Below are 17202 nucleotides of genomic sequence, written 5' to 3' on the forward strand. Positions count from 1 at the left end.
GTCAGTACGGCTTCACCGCGAGGGTGGGGGAGTGCAGGTGCGTCTTCTCTTTCCCGTTGCCGACGAACATGTGGACCCCGCAGGGCAGGCACGGGTCGAAGCTGCGGACCGCGCGCATGATGTCGATGCCCTTGAACCGGTCCGGCGGGTTCTCCTCGAAGATCGGCGTGTTCTGGACCGCGTCCTCGTACGGCCCGGGGGTCCCGTAGGAGTCGCGGACGCTGCCGTTCCACGGGGTCGGCGGGTACGGATGGTAGTTCGCGATCTTGCCGTCGCGGATCACCATGTGGTGCGAGAGCACGCCCCGGACGGCTTCGGTGAAACCGCACGAGATCGCGTTGTCCGGGACCTTGAACGGCGTCCACGTCTCGGTCCGGCCGGCCCTGACCTCGGCCATCGCCTTCTCGCAGAAGTGCAGCGCCAGCGCCGCGGCGTACGCCTGGAAGTAGGTTCGCGCACGGTTGCGCTCGAGCGCGTTGCTCCACTGCGGGATCTTCCACTCGTACTCCGTGGCCGGCTTCAGCGCCGTCCGTGGGAGCTGGATCTTCACACTGTGGCCGGTCGCCTGGACGTAGTCGGTGTTGACCAGGCCGGACAGCGCGGTCGACCAGAGCCGGGCGATCGGGCCGCCGCCGGTGTCGAGCGCGAGGTGGTCCTTGCCGTCGAACCAGCGCGGTGACATCGTCCAGCTGTACGCGTTGGCGAAGTCACGCTTCTGCGGCTTCGGGATGGTGTGCTGGTTCCACGGGTGCCGGACGTCGATCGGGTTGCCCAGCGGGTCCTTGTCGACGAACTTCTCGTGGCTGCCGTCGGCCCAGTCGTCGTAGAAGGAGCTGCCGAGCAGGATCCGCAGGCCGAGGTTGATGTCGACCAGGTTGTTGGTGACCAGCTTGCCGTCCACGATCACGCCGGGGGTGACGAACATCCGCTTGCCCCAGGCATCCATCGTCTTGTAGTTGAAGTCGCAGATCGCCGGGTCCTGCAGACTGCCCCAGCAACCGAGCAGGATCCGCCGCTCGCCGACGTGCTCGTACCCGGGCAGCGCCTCGTAGAAGAAGTCGAACAGGTCGTCGTGCAACGGCACGACCTTCTTCATGAACTCGATGTAGCGCATCAGCCGGGTCAGGTAGTCGGTGAAGAGCTGGATCGTCGCGACCGTGCCGACGCCACCGGGGTACAGCGTCGACGGGTGGACGTGCCGGCCCTCCATCAGGCAGAACATCTCGCGGGTGTAGCGGCTGACGTGCAGCGCCTCGCGGTAGAAGTCGCCCTCGAGCGGGTTCAGCGAGCGCATGATGTCGCCGATGGTCTTGTACCCGTGGTCGCCGGCGTGTGGCGCCTCGGTCCGGTTCGCCAGCTCCAGCACGCCCGGGTTGGTCTCCTTGACCATCCGCTCGCAGTAGTCCACCCCGACCAGGTTCTCCTGGAAGATGTTGTGGTCGAACATGTACTCCGCGGCTTCGCCGAGGTTGACGATCCACTCGCCCAGATGCGGCGGCGCCACGCCGTAGGCCATGTTCTGCGCATACACCGAACAGGTCGCGTGGTTGTCACCGCAGATGCCGCAGATCCGGCTGGTGATGAAGTGCGCGTCCCGCGGGTCCTTGCCCTTCATGAAGATGCTGTAGCCACGGAAGATCGACGAGGTGGAGTGACACTCCTCGACGGTCTTGTTCTTGAAGTTGACCTTGGCGTAGATGCCGAGGCTGCCGACGATCCGGGTGATCGGGTCCCAGGCCATCTCGACGACGTCGGAGTCCTTGCCCGCATCGGGTTCCAGGTGCTCGCCGATCTTCGGTTCGGTGGTGGTCATGGCCTACCAGACCTTCGTGTAGCCGGTGTCGAGTGACGTGCCTTTGTGCCGCCACTTCGGTTCTTTGTTCTTCTGTCCCTGGGAGAACTTGCGCAGCCGGCGGATCACCGTCCCGTAGACCGTGCTGGCCGCGGTCGAGATGCGCGCGCCGGTCGGTTCGTCCATGAACGGCATGAACTTGTCCGGGAAGCCGGGCATCGTGCAGGCGATGCAGATCCCGCCCACGTTCGGGCAGCCGCCGACACCGTTGATCCAGCCGCGCTTCGGCACGTTGCAGTTCACCACTGGGCCCCAGCAGCCGAGTTTCACCAGGCACTTCGGCGAGCCGTACTCCTTGGCGAAGTCGCCCTGCTCGTAGTACCCGGCCCGGTCGCAGCCCTCGTGCACTGTCGCGCCGAACAACCATTGCGGTCGCAGTTCGGCGTCGAGCGGGATCATCGGGGCCTGGCCGGCCACCTGGTAGAGCAGATAGACGAGCGTCTCGGACAGGTTGTCCGGATGGATCGGGCAGCCCGGCACGCAGACGATCGGCAGCCCGGCCTTGGACTTCCAGCTCCAGCCGAGATAGTCCGGTACGCCCATCGCGCCGGTCGGATTCCCTGCCATGGCGTGGATTCCGCCGTACGCCGCACATGTGCCGACGGCAACGACAGCGGTTGCCTTGGGCGCCAGCCGGTCGAGCCACTCGGACGTCTTCATCGGCTGGCCGGTCGCCGGGTTGTTGCCGAAGCCGGCCCAGTAGCCCTCGGACTTGATCGCCTCGTTCGGGATCGAACCCTCGACCACCAGGACGAAGGGTTCCAGTTCACCGCGGTCGGCCTTGTGCCACCACTCGATGAAGTTGTCGGCGCCGGTCTCCGGGCCGCACTCGAAATCGATCAACGGCCAGTGCACCGCGATCTTCGGGAGCCCCGGCAACGCGCCCAGGACGATCTCCTCGATACTCGGCTGGGTCGCCGCGGTCAGCGCGACGGAGTCGCCGTCACAGCTCAGTCCGCCGTTCATCCAGAGGATGTGGACGACACCCTCGTCGGCCGTCTCCTCCGCCTGCTCGGGTTCCAGGGTCATCGACATGGTCCGCGCCGCCTCCTTTCGGAAGGCTGGGTTCTCCTTCGGACGGTACGTCCGCAATCCGCACCCGAACAGACACTTGTGTCGGGTATTAATGGGGATTTCCGGAAATCCGGGATTCCAGGATTATCGGACCGCCTGTACGGCGGTATGGTTGAGGATCAACGCGTTCGCCACCCCTCCGCCTTCCGTCCTTCCCTTGTTCTTTGAGAGCTCGTGCCGAGATGTCCGACGTTCCCCTGCCGGACGATGACTCCGGCTTGTTCGTCTCGCCGGTGGTCGTCGTCACCCATACCTTCCCGGCGCGGCCGGGCTCGCTTCCGGACGCCGAGCTGTTCGTCCGGGAGGCGCTCGAGCCGGTCGAGCTGGAGCCGGCGGAGAGCCAGGCGCTCTACCAGGCGATCACTGCTGCGCTGCTCGCCGCCGCAGGCCCTGCTGAGGGCGTATTCGACGTGACAGTGCGGCTCTTCCCCGACGGTGTGGAGGTCGAGGTGCTGCACGGCGCGGCGAGTCGGCGACTCAGTACCTCGCCCAGCGTCGGCGAGGAGCCGTTCGCCGATTGGTTGACGGCAGTACTACGTCGCCAGGGGTTGTCGCAGCAGGCCGCCGCGCAGCGGATCGGGGTCTCGGTGCGGACCGTCAGCCGGTGGCTGAGCGGCGTCACCGAGCCGCGGTTGCGCGACCTCCGCCGGGTGCACGCCATCTTCGGTACACCGCCCGGTGAATGAATTCGTGAATTCCCGGTCCGGTATTTCCGGACTCTGGTGGAGTGCCGCGTCCAGGGCTACTGTGCGAAGAGTCCGTTCATGACCGAATTCGCCATCTGGCATCGGCCCGTACGTCGGCGTACCTGACAAAACAATCCACTGGTGGTGGGTGCCACGGCCGTCTCGGTTTCCCGCGTACGTGCCCGGATCACGGTGTCCGGGGTGGTCCAGGGTGTCGGCTTCCGGCCGTTCGTCTATGCCCTGGCGCGGGAGCTCGGGTTGTCGGGTCAGGTCTGCAACGACGCCGCGGGGGTGATCGCGGAGGTCGAGGGGTCTTCCGGCGCGGTGGCGGTGTTCGGCGTACGGGTCCGGACGGATGCTCCGCCGCTGGCGGTGGTGGAGTCCGTGGAGCGTGAGGAGCTGCCGGCACGGGGTGGCACCGCCTTCGTCATCCGCGACTCCACGGCCGGCGCGGGGCGCACGCTGGTCTCGCCGGATGTTGCCACCTGCAACGACTGCCTGGCGGAGTTCGCGGATCCGGCGGATCGGCGGTACCGGCATCCGTTCATCACCTGCACGAACTGTGGGCCGCGGTTCACGATCATCACCGGGCTTCCGTACGACCGGCCGGCCACCACGATGGCGGGCTTTCCGTTGTGTGCCGAGTGCTCGGCGGAGTACAGCGATCCGGGTGATCGGCGCTTTCATGCGCAGCCGATCGCTTGTCCGTCGTGTGGGCCACGGTTGACGTTCACGCAGCCGGGTGCGGTCACGTCGTACGGGGAAGATGCGCTGGCGGCCGCTCATCAGTTGCTGGTGTCGGGCGCGATCCTTGCTGTCAAAGGCCTTGGCGGCTTTCACCTGGTCTGCGATGCGTCGGATCACGATGCAGTGGCGACGCTGCGGAAGCGGAAGGATCGTGGCGACAAGCCGTTCGCGGTGATGGCGGCGGACCTTGCTACTGCGCGGTGTATTGCTCAGGTGTCGGACGGTGAGGAGGCGCTGCTGACGGGGCATCAACGGCCGATCGTGCTGCTTCGGCGTACCGCTTCTGCTGCCGTCTGTTCTGCCGTTGCTCCGGGCAACCCGGACCTCGGGGTGATGTTGCCGTACACGCCGTTGCATCGCTTGCTCTTCGACCAGCCGGGGCCGTCGGTCTTGGTGATGACGAGTGGGAACGTGTCGGGCGAGCCGATCGTGGTGGATGACTCGGAGGCGTTGGTACGACTCGCGCCGCTGGCCGATGCCTGGCTGGGCCACGATCGGGGGATCCATGTTCCATGCGACGACTCGGTGGTGCGGGTGGTCGACGGCGACGAGCTGCCGGTACGCCGGTCGCGCGGGTATGCGCCGTACCCGATCAACCTGGCGACCCCGGTCCGGCCGGCTCTCGCGGTCGGTGGCGACCTGAAGAACACCTTCTGCCTCGGCGAAGGCCGCTATGCCTGGCTCTCCGCCCATGTCGGCGATATGGACGACCTCGCCACTCTCGACGCCTTCGCCAAGGCCGAGGAGCACCTGGAGCTGCTGACCGGCGTACGGCCCGAGGTACTCGTCGTCGACAAGCACCCGTCGTACCGCTCCCGCCAATGGGCTCAATTACATGCGGCCGGCCGGCCGGTGATCGGCGTACAACACCACCACGCCCACCTGGCGTCAGTACTAGCTGAGCACTCCTATGACGGTCCCCCCGTAATCGGCTTCGCCTTCGACGGCACCGGCTACGGCGACGACGGCGCAGTCTGGGGTGGCGAGGTTCTGCTAGCCGACTACAACGGCTTTGACCGCTACACCCATCTCGCCTACGTCCCACTTCCTGGTGGCGACGCTGGTGTGCAGAACCCTTGCCGGATGGCGCTGGCTCACCTGTTCGCGGCCGGCATCCCGTGGGATCCCAGACTGCCCGCTGTCCAAACGTGTTCCGGCGAAGAGCTGGCGCTGCTCGAAGCCCAGCTGGACCGCAACCTGGCCTGTGCTCCAACCTCCAGCATGGGAAGGCTCTTCGATGCGATCGCGTCGCTCGCCGGCGTCTGCCATCGAGCCGGCTACGAAGCACAGGCCGCCATCGAGCTGGAGGGGGTTGCCGCCGGAGCCGGAGTCGGGTACCGGTTCGAGTTCGAGGCCCCAGGGGAGCTGTTGGGCGCCGTCGTACGGGATGTGCTGGACGGCGTCGAGGCAGGTGTGATCAGCCTGCGGTTCCACCTGGGGCTGGCGGAGCTGATGGTGCGGACGGCTGAGCGGATCAGGGCGGACCGCGGGATCAACACCGTTGCGCTGTCCGGCGGGGTGTTCGTGAACAAGTTGTTGCTGGAGGCAAGTTGCCGGGGGTTGGCGGCGGCTGGGTTCGTGGTGTTGCGGCATCGGCGGGTACCGCCGACCGATGCCGGGATCGCGCTGGGGCAGCTGGCTGTGGCAGCTCGGAGGGCGGCTCGGATGACGGAAGACAAGGAGCAAGGGATATGTGTCTAGCTGTTCCCGGGAGAGTGGTGGAGATCCGCGACGAGGACGACACCCGGATGGGCAAGGTCGACTTCGGCGGCGTGATCAAGGACGTCTGCCTGGCGTATCTGCCGGACCTGCAGGTGGGGGAGTACACCATCGTGCACGTCGGGTTCGCCCTGCAACGCCTGGACGAGGAGTCGGCCCAGCAGTCGCTCGAGCTGTACCGCTCGCTCGGCGCGCTGGAAGAGGAGTTCGGTGATCACTGGGGGATCGCGGCCCAGCAGGCCGGGGAGCGTCGCCCGCCGGGAACAGAGGAGACGATGTCATGAAGTATCTCGCCGAGTTCAGCGATCCGGAGCTCGCCCGCAAACTGGTCGACCAGATCCACGCGACCGTCACCCGGCCGTGGGCGATGATGGAGGTGTGCGGCGGCCAGACCCACACGATCGTCCGGCACGGCATCGACCAGCTGCTGCCCGACGGCGTCGAGATGATCCACGGCCCGGGCTGCCCGGTCTGCGTGACGCCGCTGGAGATCATCGACAAGGCACTTGAGATCGCCTCCCAGCCAGGCGTCATCTTCTGCTCGTTCGGCGACATGCTCAGGGTGCCGGGCAGCGGGCGTGACCTGTTCAAGATCAAGAGCGAGGGCGGCGACGTCCGGGTCGTCTACTCACCGCTCGACGCGCTCAAGATCGCGAAGGACAACCCGGATCGCCAGGTCGTCTTCTTCGGCATCGGCTTCGAGACGACCGCGCCGCCGAACGCGATGACGGTGTACCAGGCCAAGCGCCAGAACATCCCGAACTTCAGCCTGCTCGTCTCGCACGTCAAGGTCCCACCGGCGATCGCGGCGATCATGGAGTCGCCCAACTGCCGCGTGCAGGCGTTCCTAGCGGCCGGCCACGTGTGCAGCGTGATGGGGGTTTCGGAGTATCCCGAGCTCTCCGCGAAGTACAAGGTCCCGATCGTCGTCACCGGCTTCGAGCCACTCGACATCCTGGCCGGCATCCTGCGCACGGTGACGCAGTTGGAGCGCGGCGAGCACTACGTCGAGAACGCCTATAAACGTGCCGTCACCGACGAAGGCAACACGGCCGCGCAGGCGATGCTCGCCGATGTCTTCGAGACCACCGATCGCGCTTGGCGGGGGATCGGGGTCATCCCGCAGAGCGGCTGGCGGCTGTCGCCGAGATACCGCGAGTACGACGCGGAGTACCGGTTCTCGGTTCGCGACATCGCCACCGAGGAGTCCAAGATCTGCCGCAGCGGCGAGGTCCTCCAGGGCCACATCAAGCCGCATGAGTGTTCGGCGTTCGGAACACTCTGTACTCCGCGCAACCCGCTCGGCGCGACGATGGTGTCGAGCGAAGGCGCCTGCGCGGCGTACTACCTGTACCGCCGTCTGGAGACGCCCGCCGGGGCGGTGAGTTCCGTTGGCTGAGCAAGTGATGCTGCCGGATCCCACCGTCCCGAACTTCGACGGGTGGACCTGCCCGTTGCCGTTGCGGGATCACCAGACGATCGTGATGGGCCACGGTGGTGGCGGCCAGATGTCGGGCGAGTTGATCGAGCACCTCTTCGTCCCGGCCTTCTCGAATCCATTGCTGGCGGGGTTGACGGATTCGGCCGTGGTCACGCTGGGCGGTGCACGGCTCGCGTTCTCGACCGATTCGTTCGTCGTCCAGCCGTTGTTCTTCCCGGGCGGCAGTATCGGCGACCTCGCGGTCAACGGCACGGTCAACGACCTGGCGATGTCCGGGGCGCAACCGGCGTACCTGTCCTGCGGTTTCATCCTTGAGGAAGGCGTCGAGCTGTCAGTCGTCGGCCGGATCGCTCAAGACCTGGGTACTGCGGCCGAACGCGCCGGCGTCACGATCGCGACCGGCGACACCAAGGTCGTCGACTCCGGTCACGGCGACGGCGTCTACATCAACACGGCCGGCATCGGGCTGGTCCGCGAAGGCGTCGACATCCGCCCGCAGCGTGCTGCGGTCGGCGATGTGGTGATCGTCAGCGGCGCGATCGGGGTGCACGGCATCGCGATCATGAGCGTCCGCGAGGGCATCTCGTTCGGCACCGAGGTGGTCAGCGACTGCGCTCCCCTCAACGGACTCGTCGACGCAATGCTGGACGCGGTACTAGATGTCCATGTACTACGAGATCCCACCCGCGGCGGAGTCGCCACCTCACTCAACGAGATCGCCAAGGCCGCCGGTGTAGGCATCGAACTGGTCGAGAGCGACCTCCCCATCCCCGAGACGGTCGCCAACGCCTGCTCGTTCTTAGGCCTGGACCCGCTCTACGTAGCCAACGAAGGCAAACTCCTGGCCATCGTCGCCCCCTCCGACGCCGACGCAGTCCTGACAGCCATGCGCTCCCACCCCCTAGGCGCCGAAGCCACCATCATCGGCACCTGCGTGGATTCCCACCCCGGCATGGTCACCACCCGAACCACCTTCGGCGCCACCCGCGTCGTCGACACCCCGATCGGAGAACAACTACCCCGGATCTGCTGACCGGTCCACAGCGGTGGGCAACTGGAGATCGCCTCGCATGGCGACCCGGATGGCCGTCAAAGGTGCCCACACGTCGTTGAGGATCTCGCGGCACCTCTCGGTCGTATCGGTGACCGGATCGTGCGTGCCGTCCTCGCGGTGTTTGAGGATGGCCCACGCATCGGCGAGTCCCCGGGCGATCTGCTGCGCCAGCACCAGTACGGGTGCGGTGACGATCATCTGCGCCTCGGCATACGCCGTCTGGAATGCTTGCCGGGTCTGCGGCAACTCGACGGACTCGGCGGCCTGCTCGGTGCCGTTGTCGGTTGCGTAGGACCAGGCCCGCAGCGCGCGATGGTAGTCGCGAGCCGCCGCGTTGAAGGCGATGTAGCCCTCGCGCAGTTCCAGCCGTCGTACTCGCGATTCGTCCCGCTCGGCCTGTTCGAGGCGCTCGGCCCGGGCCCGGTCGAACTCGCGGCGTTTCGAGCGCTCGGAGATCAGCGGCGACAGCGTCGAGGCGGCCAGCGTGCCCAGTACGCCGATCCCGGCGATTGCCAATGAGCTGTCCAACGGGGGGCCTCCTCGGGGCGGAAACGGTGCGTCGGAAACCTATCGCGAGAGGACAGGGGTAAACATGCGTTTCGCAAGGGAGGGGGTCGGATACTCCGGGTAGTCGGGGGTGGTGGGGGCTGGATGGCGGGGTGATGCGGAAAATCCAGGGCCGGATTGCGGGCGGTGGAGCGGTGTGTACGGACCGTGGCCGTTGCTTGTGGCAACCAAATATTGGGTGGCGGGAACTGGTCCGGCGGATTGCTTCCGTGGCGGTGGGTGACGGTCGTACAGTCCCCTCAGTTGACTTGCGGTGGTCGGGGGGCCGCCCGTGCTGGAGGGGACTTGATGAGACGTCGGCTTTTGCATGGTTCCGCGCTTGTTGCCTTGACCACCCTGATCGCCGCGCCGCTGATGTCGGCGCCGGTACAGGCTGCGACCAGGGCGGCGCCACCGGGACAACCTGCCGTGCAACCCAATGGGCAACCCACCCCGCAGGTGGAGACGGCGACCGATGCAGCGGTGGCGAAGCTCGATCCGAAGCTGGAGAAGCGGGTCAAGAAGGGGGAGACCCAGCAGGTCGCGGTGTTCGCGACCGTCAAGGGTGACTCCACCAAGGCCCGCGCGCTGCTTGACAACGCACGCGTCGCGCAGTCCGGTGGTACAGGCATCATCGCCGGCTCCATCGGCGTCCAAGCGCTCGCCAAGCTGGCGTCCGCGCCGGGCGTCGTCTCCGTGCAGCCGGTCGAGTTCGGCAAGACCGGGCAGCCGCTCGGCGACCCCGACCCACAGTTGCACCAGGCACCGACCAAGGCCGAGCAGCAGGCCGCGATCGCCAAGATCCAGGCCACAGAGATCCCGTACTCCGAAGCGCCGCCGCCGCTCCCCTCGAACTTCGAGAAGCTGCGCAAGCAGAACCTGCTCGACGCCAAGTCGCACAACTTCACCGGCGCCTGGAAGGACGGCTACACCGGCACCGGTATCACCGTCGGCGTCCTCGACGGAGGTACCGACTTCGGCCACCCGGACCTGCTGAACACCTGGCAGACCTGGTCCGGCCAGACCGGCGCCAAGGCCGGCTGGAACGGCTGGCCCAAGGCCTTCGATCCGTACGGCACGCAGCAGTGGCTGTTCGCCCCGGACCAGATCGACCAGGGCTTGTCCTGGTACGTGAAGACCGACGCGGCAACCTGTACTCCGGCCGCCGGCAACTGCTCGGTGAACTTCGCCACCAAGACCGGCCCCTCGCGCAACTTCTCCGCACCCGCCGGCACGGTCGAGCACAGCTACGACTTCCCGGCGGCGTGGAGCAAGTCCGGCAAGGTCCGCCTCGGCAGCCACCCGGACGACCACCTGCTCCAGCTGTACGGCGAGCGCCCAGCGTTCCTGCTCACCGACCCGCACACGGCCGGTGTGTACGACACCATCTACGCCGACCTGGACAACGACCACTCGTTCGCGGACGAGAAGCCGGTCAGCAAGGCCAGCCCGGCGTCGTACCGGGACATGAACGGTGACGGTTATACCGACCTGTCCGGCGGACTGCTGTACTACATCTCCGACGGCGTGACCCCGCTCCCGGGCGGTCTGGACGCGTTCGGCGGCGAGGGTGAGCCGTTCGGCCCCGGCGAGGTGGTTGCCTGGACGGGTGACTTCGACCCGTCGATCGAGGGCCACGGCACGCTGACCGCGTCGAACATCGTCGGCCAGGCAGTTGCCAACGGCAAGGCTCCGGCCTTCAAGGACATTGCCGGTGGCAAGTACGCGGGTGCAGTACTGGGTGGTGCTCCGAACGCCAAGCTCGCTCCGTTCGGCGACATCTACCTCGGCTTCGCCTTCTCCACCCAGTTCGGGTACTTCCTGACCTCCCGTCAGGGCGTCGACGTCACCTCGAACTCCTACGGGCAGTCCCAGATCGACAACGACGGCTGGGATGCGGCTTCGCAAGAGGCTGATGTGATCCACAATGGCGGTCGCACGACGCCGCTGTTCTCGACGGGTAACGGTGCTCCTGGCTTCGGTACGACGGGATCGGCGGCCCCGACGGCCGGCATCGAGGTCGGCGCGTCGACGCAGTTCGGTGGCTCCGGCTGGGACTCGATCATCCGGACCAAGCAGATCAACGACAACGACGTGATGGTCTGGTCGAACCGTGGCTTCGGCGCCAACGCGACCAACGGGGTCGATGTGGTTGCCGACGGCGCCTATGCGCCCGGTGACGCCACGCTGAACACCGTGCTCGACGGCCGGAACGCGTGGACCACCTGGGGTGGTACGAGCCGGTCGACACCAGTTGCCGCCGGTGCCACCGCACTGGTGTACCAGGCATACAAGGCGCAGCACGCGGGCGCAGTACCGGCTGGGTTCTACTCGACGGCGAAGAACCTGCTGAAGAGTTCCGCGCAGGACCTCGGGTACGACTCGAACATCCAGGGCTCCGGCTCGATCGACGTCGGCAAGGCGGTCCGCAGCGCGGTCGGTACGCGCGCCTCGGTCAGCCCGACGCAATGGCGGGTCGGCGATTACCGCGGTACGGAGTACCCGGTGTTCGCGAACGTGATCGCACCCGGTGCGACTGACACGCAGAAGTTCACGGTCAACGGCCCGGGCACCTGGGACGTCAGCGACCGGCAGCTGGTCCGTACCGCGAACGACACGTTCTCGTTGAGCAGCAAGGATCTGAAGCAGGAGAGCACCGGCAACTTCAACGCGCCGGACTACCTGGTCGACCTGACCAGCAAGGTGAAACAGCACAAGGACGCCGACCTGATGGTGGTCAAGCTGGAGTACCCGCGCGAGCAGTTCGACGCGAACAAGGACTACACCGAGGACCAGGCGTGGCGGTTGCTCACCTACAACTGGACCGACGTGAACGGTGACGGCAAGCTCTGGAAGGATGCCAACGGCAACGGAGTCGTCAACCACACGGACAAGACGACCAGCTCCAACATCGACGGCTTCCTCGACCTGGACTTCGCCAAGTCGGAGATGGAGCAGGGCGAGTACGGCCGGTTCATGTACCACCGGGCCGGCGCGAACGCACTGCAGTCCTGGGTGCGCGACCCGTACTCGCGGATGGCCGACGGGGTGTTCCTCGGTCTGCAGCACTCGACCAAGAACGTCGCCATCCCGGTGACGAACTTCAAGATCTCGATCGACTGGTACAAGAACAGCGACTGGAAGTGGATCACCACCTCCGGCCGGTCGAAGGACGGCACGGTCAACGCGTCGATCAAGGTGCCGACCGGTACGCCGTACGGGATGTACTCCGGCGCGATCGTGCTCAGCCGGGGCAGCGACTCGATGGTCGTGCCGGTGTCCGTGGCGGTTGCCGCCAAGGCGACGCAGGACGCGAGCGGGAAGATCGTCGGGACGACGACGTTCGGTGGTTCGGATGTCGCCGAGGCGCAGAAGAACTACACGTACAACAACGGTTCGGTCTTCGGTGCCAACGACTGGGGCTGGCGGGCTGAGTCCGGCGACTGGCGGTTCTTCTACTACGACGTACCGAAGACGCCGGCCGACGGGACCAAGCTGCTGGCCAACACGACCTGGCAGGGCACCGGTCCGTACACGGATCTCGACACGCTGATCATGGGGCGGTCGGAGAACCACTTCCAGCTCTTCCCCGACTCGGTGTTCGGTGCGCCGTACACGATCGACACGGTCGGGAAGAGTCCGAACACCAACATCAGAGCGGGTGTCTGGCGGTTCGACACCGCGACCGGCGGTCCGGCTGACTTCGTGACGGCACCGGCGCAGGAAGGCCTGCAGGCGGTGGCGGTCCACCAGGTCGGCTGGCAGGGCGACGCGTTCAACACGCCCTTCAAGGTGCAGCTCGGTAGTGCTTCGGTCTCGCCGTCCGCAGTGTCGGTATCTTCGGCAGGCGACTCCGGAAGCTTCGACGTTAACTTCGAGTCGAGCGTCGCGCTGGACGGTCTGAAGGCCAGCGCCTTCGGTCTCAGCCAGCCGAGCACCACCACCGAGACGGCCCACCAGGACGACCCGAACGATCCGTCGACGGCGAGCGTGAAGAAGAACCTCACGCTGAACCACGCCTCCCGGCTGAGCGTCTCGACCGCCCTGGACTCCAACGACCTCGACCTGTTCGTGGTCCGCGACGCCAACAACGACGGCGTCTTCGCCCCGTCGGAGATCGTGGCCTCCTCGACCTCCGGCACCGCCAACGAATCTGTAGACCTGATCAGCCCACCCGACGGCAACTACCAGATCTGGGTCCACGGCTTCGCAGTAGCCGGTACTCCCGCCTTCACCCTGAACATCAATGCAGTCCAGGGCAACGACCTAACAGTCACCGGCCTCCCCACCGGCCCCCTACCGGCCGGCACCCCAGTAACCCTGCACGTGGCCTACAACAAGCCCATGACCGCAGGCCAAACCTACAAGGGCGAACTACTCCTAGGCCCCACCTCGGCCCCGTCCGCCCTATCCGTCCCCATCACCATCAACCGAAACTAACGCCACACTGACAACCGCCCACCCCAGCACCTCCCGGGGTGGGCGGTTGTTCTTTCCAGCGCATATCCCAACCCGTACTCGCGTTGCGCACCACTGTCTTGAGCCCACCCGAACCGCAGGCGAGGCCACGTGCTGGGTGACCGGCTGTTGTCGACTTGCTCGGGTCGATGGTCGGCTCGCCTCGCACCCGGCTCGATCCGGCCCGCGTCCAGTCGCCCGCCGGCCCCTCCTGTCCCGCTCGACAGGAGGTAGTCCCCTTCTTCGACGTCCACCGACCGCCCTCACGCTGCGATCGACGGTCGGCTCCCGACTACATCCTGTCCACCGGGACAGCCAACCCTCGGCAACGTCCGGAAAGTCTCTCGATCGCCCACCCGCATTTGTCAGTACAGAGCATCCGCCTGCGGGACGCCGTCAGTGCGGAGCACTCCGTTTCTTGTTGATGGGGTGGCTGAAGGGGACGTGGTGCGGTTCCAGACGAACGCCGAAGGGCCCGAGTGGGCAGGAGGCGCCTGCGGGAGGACCTTGTGTGCATGTCAGGATTTCGGGCATGCGGAGCAAGGTGTGGTGGGGGCTGGCCTTTGGGGTTTGTGTTGTGGCCAGCGTGGTGTTGCCGATGCTCTGGCAGCATTCGCTTGTTGATCTGAAGGTCTACAGGCTGGGTGGGACCACCCTGCTGGATGAGGCGTCGGCGTTGTATGACGTGCGGTTGGCGGGGTTGCCGTTTACTTATCCGCCGTTTGCTGCGGTGGTGATGGTGCCGTTCGCGTTGATGCCGTGGGCGGTGGCTGTGGCGGTGTGGACGGTGGGGACGTTTGTCAGTTTGATTGCTGTTTGGCGGTTGTCGACTCATAACAGGCTGGGGTCGCCGGTGTTGTTGGCGGTGGTGGCTGGGTCGCTCGTTCTTGAGCCGGTGCGGGAGACGCTTGGGTTCGGGCAGGTCAATCTGATGTTGTGCGCGTTGGTTTTGTACGACGTGCTGGGTCCGGCGGGTCGGCCGGCGCGCGGGGGTTGGGTTGGGTTGGCGGCGGGGGTGAAGTTGACGCCGTTGGTGTTTTTCGGGCTGCTGGTTGTCACGAAGCAGTGGAAGGCGTTGGCGCATGCGTCGGCGGCCTTTGCGGTGACGGTGCTCGTCGGGTTTGTGGTGACGCCGCATGGGGCCAAGGAGTACTGGACCTCGTTGCTGGCGGACACCACGAGGATCGGTGGGTTGGCGTTCTCGAGTAATCAGTCGTGGAATGCGTTTCTGATCAGGTTGACCGGGGACCTGGACGGCGGAGGCCTGGTCTGGCTCGTCCTGGTCGGGCTGACGGTTGGTGGTGGGTTGTGGTTGGCGAGGCAGCTTTGGGTGACGGGCGAGCGGGTGGCGGCGGTTTCGGTGACGGCGCTTGTCGGGTTGCTCTGCTCACCGGTTTCGTGGAGTCATCATTGGGTTTGGGCGATTCCGTTGGGGGTCGCGGTGATCGGCAGGCTTATGAAGTACAGGCTCCTCTTTTGCATCGGCTGGTTCGGGGTGTTCACGATCGCGCCGATTTGGTGGCCGCCCAATCATGAGAATCGGGAGCTGGACTGGTCCTTCGCGGAGCAGTTCAGTGGGAACGCGTATTTGATCGCGGCGATGGTGGCGGTGGTGATTCTTGCCGTCGGGTTGAGACACAACCGTGGGAGTGGCATAGACCGCAGTGACCCTGGCGGGTGTCAGGCTGACTCGGGTGATATCGGGGATCCTGGGGGACCCGGCCAAGCGCCGGTGGTGGGTGGCGGCGGGGGTTTGCGTCGTCGTCGCGGTGGTTCTGCCGTTCGTGTGGGACCACACCGGGGCTGATCTGAAGGTCTATCGGCTCGGCGGCGCGGCGATGCTGTCCGATCCGGAGAGCCTCTACACGGCTCGGCTGCGGTACATCTCGATGCCGTTCACGTACCCGATCTTCGGGGGTGTGGTGATGGCGCCGGTCTCGCTGTTGCCCTGGCCGCTGGCGTACGGCGCCTCGATCGCCGCCTCGCTGGTCGCGCTTGTGGCGATTGTGCGGATGAGCCTGAACAAGCTCAATAAGAGCGTGCATCCGGCCGTCCTGATCGCGATCACCGCAGCGTCCGTGCTGATCGAGCCGGTGCGCGAGACGCTGTCGTACGGGCAGATCAACCTGATTCTGTGCGCTTTGATCCTGTACGACGTATTGGGTCCGAAAGCCCGCACTGGCCGGGGCATCTGGCTCGGCCTGGCGGCTGGGATCAAGCTGACCCCGCTGGTGTTCCTCGGCCTCCTGCTGGTCACCCGGCAATGGAAGGCGCTCGCCTACACGTCGGCCAGTTTCGTGGGGACGGTGCTGATCGGGTTCCTGATCACACCGCGGACGGCGTACGAGTACTGGACGCATCTGATCTCCGACACCAGCCGGATCGGCGGGCTCGCGTACTCGGGCAACCAGTCGTGGAACGGGTTCCTGGCCCGGCTGACCGGTGATGTCGACGGTGGTGGGCACGTGTGGCAGGCCGTAGTACTGGTGACCGTGATCGCTGGGCTGTGGTTGAGCCGCGACCTTTGGCTCCGGGGCGAGCAGTTGGCGGCGGTGTCGACGACCGCGTTGATCGGCCTGCTCTGCTCGCCGGTCTCCTGGAGCCACCACTGGGTCTGGGTCATCCCGCTCGGCGCTTCGTTGCTCACGGCCACCAGTGTCGGCCGGCGTTACCCGTTGCCTACGGCATTGACTTGGGCAGCATTGTTCATGCTCGCCCCGATCTGGTGGCCGCCACGAGGCAACAACCAGGAATTCGACTGGAACTTCTTCCAGGTCGTTGCCGGCAACTCCTATCTCTGGATCTCGGTTGCCGCCGCCGTCCTGCTCGCCGTCAGAGTCCCGCGAGCCAGTCGTACCACGCGTCCATCCCGGTCCCCTTGGTCGCGGAGACCTGCAGGATCTGCGCATCGGGCTTGATCTGCGCGATCAGCCGCAGACACAGGTCGACGTCGAAATCGACGTACGGGAGCAGGTCGATCTTGTTCAGCAGGACGAGATCGGCGGTGCGGAACATGTAGGGGTACTTCGCCGGCTTGTCGGCCCCCTCGGTGACCGAGATGATCACCACGCGCGCCGCCTCGCCCAGATCGAAGAGCGCCGGGCAGACCAGGTTGCCCACGTTCTCGACGAACACCAGCGACCCGTCGGGCGGCGCGAGCTCGGCCAGTCCGGAGGTCAGCATCTGTGCGTCCAGGTGACAGCCGGCGCCGGTGTTGATCTGCACGACCTTCGTACCGGTCGCGCGGATCCGCTCGGCGTCGTACAGGGTCTCCTGATCGCCCTCGATCACCAGCGACTGCCGCCGCGAGCCGATCGCCCGGATGGTGTGCTCGAGCAGCGTCGTCTTGCCGGAGCCGGGTGAGCTCATCAGGTTGATCGCCGCGATCCCACGCTCCTGCAGGCGATGCCGGTTCGCCGCCGCGAGCCCGTCGTTCTTGGCCAGGATCTCCTGCTCCAGCAGCACAGTCCTGGTCTCGGCCTCCTGCACGACGATCTGCTGCGGGTGCTCGTGGCCGTGTCCGTGACCGTGGCCCGAAGAGTCGTGCCCGTGGTCATGATCGTGTACTACGGTCAGCCGCGTCCCGCCGTCGCCGGGCTGTCCGCATCCGCAGGTGCTGCACATG

Annotated in this window: 12 protein-coding genes; 8 read left to right on the forward strand and 4 right to left on the reverse strand. The window is 66.3% G+C overall.

Annotated features, from left to right (window positions below; translation table 11 throughout):
• Position 1: 1 nt before the first annotated feature.
• Positions 2-1813 (reverse strand): nickel-dependent hydrogenase large subunit, encoded by a 1812-nt coding sequence (locus OHA70_RS19290; RefSeq protein WP_328334493.1) that lies wholly within the window; start codon positions 1811-1813, stop codon positions 2-4.
• A gap of 3 nt (positions 1814-1816) precedes the next feature.
• The gene (locus OHA70_RS19295; RefSeq protein ID WP_328334495.1) at positions 1817-2887 is read right to left on the reverse strand and encodes a hypothetical protein; all 1071 of its coding nucleotides are present in this window, start codon (positions 2885-2887) and stop codon (positions 1817-1819) included.
• A gap of 221 nt (positions 2888-3108) precedes the next feature.
• On the opposite strand from OHA70_RS19295, the gene OHA70_RS19300 reads away from it, so the two are divergent.
• The 5 genes from OHA70_RS19300 (at position 3109) to hypE (ending at position 8552) form a co-directional block, all read left to right on the forward strand.
• Positions 3109-3612 (forward strand): helix-turn-helix domain-containing protein, encoded by a 504-nt coding sequence (locus tag OHA70_RS19300; protein WP_328334497.1) that lies wholly within the window; start codon positions 3109-3111, stop codon positions 3610-3612.
• Positions 3613-3753: 141 nt separating this feature from the next.
• Positions 3754-6060: a carbamoyltransferase HypF gene (gene hypF, locus OHA70_RS19305; protein WP_328334499.1), complete on the forward strand. Its 2307-nt coding sequence runs from the start codon at positions 3754-3756 to the stop codon at positions 6058-6060.
• Positions 6051-6362, forward strand: coding sequence for a HypC/HybG/HupF family hydrogenase formation chaperone (locus tag OHA70_RS19310; RefSeq protein ID WP_164602167.1), 312 nt, complete (start codon positions 6051-6053; stop codon positions 6360-6362). The genes hypF and OHA70_RS19310 overlap by 10 nt, the downstream gene beginning before the upstream one ends.
• Positions 6359-7477 carry a hydrogenase formation protein HypD gene (hypD, locus tag OHA70_RS19315; RefSeq protein ID WP_328334504.1) on the forward strand — a complete coding sequence of 373 codons (1119 nt, stop codon included), beginning with the start codon at positions 6359-6361 and terminating at the stop codon, positions 7475-7477. Before OHA70_RS19310 ends, hypD begins: the two co-directional genes overlap by 4 nt.
• A complete protein-coding gene (hypE, locus tag OHA70_RS19320) occupies positions 7470-8552 on the forward strand; it encodes a hydrogenase expression/formation protein HypE (protein WP_328334506.1) in 1083 nt (360 codons plus the stop codon). Before hypD ends, hypE begins: the two co-directional genes overlap by 8 nt.
• Here hypE and OHA70_RS19325 read toward each other — a convergent pair.
• Positions 8535-9101: a hypothetical protein gene (locus tag OHA70_RS19325; protein ID WP_328334508.1), complete on the reverse strand. Its 567-nt coding sequence runs from the start codon at positions 9099-9101 to the stop codon at positions 8535-8537. The genes hypE and OHA70_RS19325 overlap by 18 nt on opposite strands.
• Before the next feature lie 327 nt (positions 9102-9428).
• Here OHA70_RS19325 and OHA70_RS19330 point away from each other — a divergent pair, with 327 nt between their 5' ends.
• From OHA70_RS19330 to OHA70_RS19340, 3 genes are all read left to right on the forward strand, one after another.
• Positions 9429-13559, forward strand: coding sequence for a S8 family serine peptidase (locus tag OHA70_RS19330; RefSeq protein ID WP_328334510.1), 4131 nt, complete (start codon positions 9429-9431; stop codon positions 13557-13559).
• A 550-nt stretch (positions 13560-14109) separates the two neighbouring features.
• A complete protein-coding gene (locus tag OHA70_RS19335; protein ID WP_328334512.1) occupies positions 14110-15384 on the forward strand; it encodes a glycosyltransferase 87 family protein in 1275 nt (424 codons plus the stop codon).
• Positions 15317-16495, forward strand: a complete 1179-nt coding sequence (locus OHA70_RS19340; protein WP_328334514.1) for a glycosyltransferase 87 family protein — start codon at positions 15317-15319, stop codon at positions 16493-16495. The genes OHA70_RS19335 and OHA70_RS19340 overlap by 68 nt, the downstream gene beginning before the upstream one ends.
• Here the strand turns inward: OHA70_RS19340 and hypB are convergent.
• On the reverse strand, positions 16410-17201 hold the full coding sequence (gene hypB / locus OHA70_RS19345; protein WP_328334516.1) for a hydrogenase nickel incorporation protein HypB: 792 nt from the start codon (positions 17199-17201) through the stop codon (positions 16410-16412). The two genes, OHA70_RS19340 and hypB, sit on opposite strands and share 86 nt — an antisense overlap.
• Position 17202: the final 1 nt, after the last annotated feature.

This window comes from Kribbella sp. NBC_00382 (genome assembly GCF_036067295.1).
GTDB lineage: Bacteria > Actinomycetota > Actinomycetes > Propionibacteriales > Kribbellaceae > Kribbella.

Coding starts and splice junctions, on each gene's coding strand:
- OHA70_RS19290 (WP_328334493.1), bottom strand. CDS start 1,813: ATGACCACCACCGAACCGAAGATCGGCGAGCACCTGGAACCCGATGCG.
- OHA70_RS19295 (WP_328334495.1), bottom strand. CDS start 2,887: ATGTCGATGACCCTGGAACCCGAGCAGGCGGAGGAGACGGCCGACGAG.
- OHA70_RS19310 (WP_164602167.1), top strand. CDS start 6,051: ATGTGTCTAGCTGTTCCCGGGAGAGTGGTGGAGATCCGCGACGAGGAC.
- hypD (WP_328334504.1), top strand. CDS start 6,359: ATGAAGTATCTCGCCGAGTTCAGCGATCCGGAGCTCGCCCGCAAACTG.
- hypB (WP_328334516.1), bottom strand. CDS start 17,201: ATGTGCAGCACCTGCGGATGCGGACAGCCCGGCGACGGCGGGACGCGG.
- OHA70_RS19300 (WP_328334497.1), top strand. CDS start 3,109: ATGTCCGACGTTCCCCTGCCGGACGATGACTCCGGCTTGTTCGTCTCG.
- OHA70_RS19330 (WP_328334510.1), top strand. CDS start 9,429: ATGAGACGTCGGCTTTTGCATGGTTCCGCGCTTGTTGCCTTGACCACC.
- OHA70_RS19335 (WP_328334512.1), top strand. CDS start 14,110: ATGCGGAGCAAGGTGTGGTGGGGGCTGGCCTTTGGGGTTTGTGTTGTG.